Consider the following 2,834-nt stretch of genomic DNA (forward strand, 5'->3'; position numbering starts at 1 on the left):
GGTCGGGCTCCAGGCCGGTGGTGTCGCAGGACATCGCGAGACCGATGGTGCCGGTGGGGGCGATGACCGAGGCCTGCGCGTTGCGGAAGCCGTTCTTCGCGCCGAGCCGGATCACGTCCTGCCATGCCTCCGTCGCGGCGGCCCAGACCGGCGAGTCGAGGTCGTCGACGTGGACGGCCTTGGCGTTGGCGTCGGAGTGCTGCTTCATGACCCGCTGGTGCGGCTCGGCGTTGCGGGCGTAACCGTCGTACGGGCCGACGACCGCGGCCAGTTCGGCGGAGCGGCGGTAGGAGGTACCGGTCATCAGCGAGGTGATGGCGCCGGCCAGGGCGCGTCCGCCGTCGCTGTCGTACGCGTGGCCGGTCGCCATCAGGAGGGCGCCGAGGTTGGCGTAGCCGATGCCCAGCTGGCGGAAGGCGCGGGTGTTCTCGCCGATCTTCTGGGTGGGGAAGTCCGCGAAGCAGATCGAGATGTCCATCGCGGTGATGACCAGCTCGACGACCTTGGCGAAGCGCTCGGACTCGAAGGACTGGTTGCCCAGGCCGTCGTCCTTGAGGAACTTCATCAGGTTCAGCGAGGCGAGGTTGCACGAGGTGTTGTCCAGGTGCATGTACTCGCTGCACGGGTTCGAGCCGTTGATCCGGCCGGACTCCGGGCAGGTGTGCCAGGCGTTGATGGTGTCGTCGTACTGGATGCCCGGGTCGGCGCAGGCCCAGGCGGCCTCGGCCATCTTGCGGAAGAGGGACTTGGCCTCGACCTCTTCGATGACCTCGCCGGTCATCCGGGCGCGCAGCCCGAACGTGCCGCCGGCCTCGACCGCCTTCATGAACTCGTCGTTCACGCGGACCGAGTTGTTGGCGTTCTGGTACTGGACGGACGTGATGTCGTCGCCGCCCAGGTCCATGTCGAAGCCCGCGTCGCGCAGGGCGCGGATCTTCTCCTCCTCCTTCACCTTGGTCTCGATGAAGTTCTCGATGTCCGGGTGGTCGACGTCGAGGATGACCATCTTGGCCGCGCGGCGGGTGGCGCCGCCCGACTTGATCGTCCCGGCGGACGCGTCGGCGCCCCGCATGAACGAGACCGGGCCGGAGGCGTTGCCGCCGGAGGAGAGCAGCTCCTTGGAGGAGCGGATGCGGGAGAGGTTCAGGCCGGCGCCGGAGCCGCCCTTGAAGATCATGCCCTCTTCCTTGTACCAGTCGAGGATCGACTCCATGGAGTCGTCGACGGCCAGGATGAAGCAGGCGGAGACCTGCTGCGGCTGGGGCGTGCCGACGTTGAACCAGACCGGGGAGTTGAAGCTGAAGATCTGGTGCAGGAGGGCGTACGCCAGCTCGTGCTCGAAGATCTCGGCGTCCGCGGGAGAGGCGAAGTAGCCGTGGTCCTCGCCGGCCTTCCGGTACGTCTTCACGATCCGGTCGATCAGCTGCTTGAGGCCGGTCTCGCGCTGCGGCGTGCCGACGGCGCCGCGGAAGTACTTGCTGGTGACGATGTTGACCGCGTTCACCGACCAGAAGTCGGGGAACTCGACGCCACGCTGCTCGAAGTTGATCGAGCCGTCGCGCCAGTTGGTCATGACGACGTCCCGGCGCTCCCACGCCACCTCGTCGTACGGATGCACGCCGGGGTTGGTGTGGATGCGCTCGATGCGCAGACCCTTGCTCGCCTTGGCGCCCTTGGTGCGGGAACCTCGTGCCGGGCCGCTCGCCGTCTCTGTCATGCCGCCTCCCATATGTGGGCGAAAACGCCCTGAAGTGCCCAGATCTTCCCAGGCACAATGTGTGTCCGATACTCCGGCCGCCGCGCACGGCGGCCGGAAGCACATCTCATGTCGCCCTGGCGCCGGCCTGCGGATATACGTCTGCGGGCACGGGCGTCCGGGGCCGGTACCGCTCAGTCGGCGGCGATGGCGGGCGCGGGGACCTCAGGGGTCTCGCCGCTCCCGCGGTCCTTCTCGGAGGGCCGCTGCCCGCGCAGCTCCACGATGGCGGCCTCGAAGTCCTCCAGGGAATCGAACGCCCGGTAGACGGACGCGAAGCGCAGGTACGCGACGAGGTCGAGTTCCTGCAGGGGGCCGAGGATGGCCAGTCCCACGTCGTGGGTGGTCAGCTCGGCGCTGCCGGTGGCGCGCACCGCCTCCTCGACCCGCTGGCCGAGCTTGGCGAGGGCGTCCTCGGTGACGGGCCGCCCCTGGCATGCCTTGCGGACGCCGGAGATGACCTTGGTACGGCTGAAGGGCTCGGTCACTCCGCTGCGCTTGACCACCATCAGCGAGCACGTCTCCACCGTGGTGAAGCGGCGGGAGCAGTCGGGGCACTGCCGGCGGCGACGGATCGAGGTCCCGTCGTCGGTGGTGCGACTGTCGACGACTCTGCTGTCGGGGTGCCTGCAGAAGGGGCAGTGCATGGCTCCCAACCCTCCTTCACACGCACGACTGAATAGCCTCTTCAGGGCCCTCCTCGGGCCCTTGGAAGCAGTCCCCAGCATAGGTGATGCTCACGGCGTGATTGCACCGAGACCACAACTTCTGGGCGACTGGAGCAATCCAACCACTAGATCTAGGGTCGAGTCGCGTTTTGGGCCCTATCGCGTGTCGCGCGCCGGACCTCAGCGGGAGGTCGTCGGAGGGGGCGTCCGCAGGAGCCCCGGGCCAGGGAAGAGGGTACGGGAAAAGCGGGGGCGCCGAGTCGCCGGGGCACCGGTCCGCGGGCCGGACGGAGGGGGAGGTGCGGACCGGATGGAAGACTGGGGGCGGGGAACCGGGCGCCGCACCGCGGGGAGGCCGCGAACGGGCCCCTGGGAGGCCGTGCGACCGCCCTGGGGAACCACCGGGGGGC

2 protein-coding genes are annotated in these 2,834 nt (G+C 68.9%); both read right to left on the minus strand.

The features are described 5' to 3' along the window. Positions 1-1,717, minus strand: a 1,717-nt coding sequence (locus tag RIF68_RS33355; protein ID WP_309055205.1) for a vitamin B12-dependent ribonucleotide reductase, incomplete at its 3' end; no start/stop codon positions are given. A gap of 173 nt (positions 1,718-1,890) precedes the next feature. Further along, a complete protein-coding gene (gene nrdR / locus RIF68_RS33360; RefSeq protein ID WP_309055207.1) occupies positions 1,891-2,403 on the minus strand; it encodes a transcriptional regulator NrdR in 513 nt (170 codons plus the stop codon). Positions 2,404-2,834: the final 431 nt, after the last annotated feature.

It is taken from the genome of Streptomyces sp., from assembly GCF_031178505.1.
Classification (GTDB): Bacteria; Actinomycetota; Actinomycetes; order Streptomycetales; family Streptomycetaceae; genus Streptomyces; species Streptomyces gulbargensis.

Bases quoted from the DNA above. Each gene is read 5' to 3' on its own strand.
- nrdR (WP_309055207.1), bottom strand. From the start codon at position 2,403: ATGCACTGCCCCTTCTGCAGGCACCCCGACAGCAGAGTCGTCGACAGT.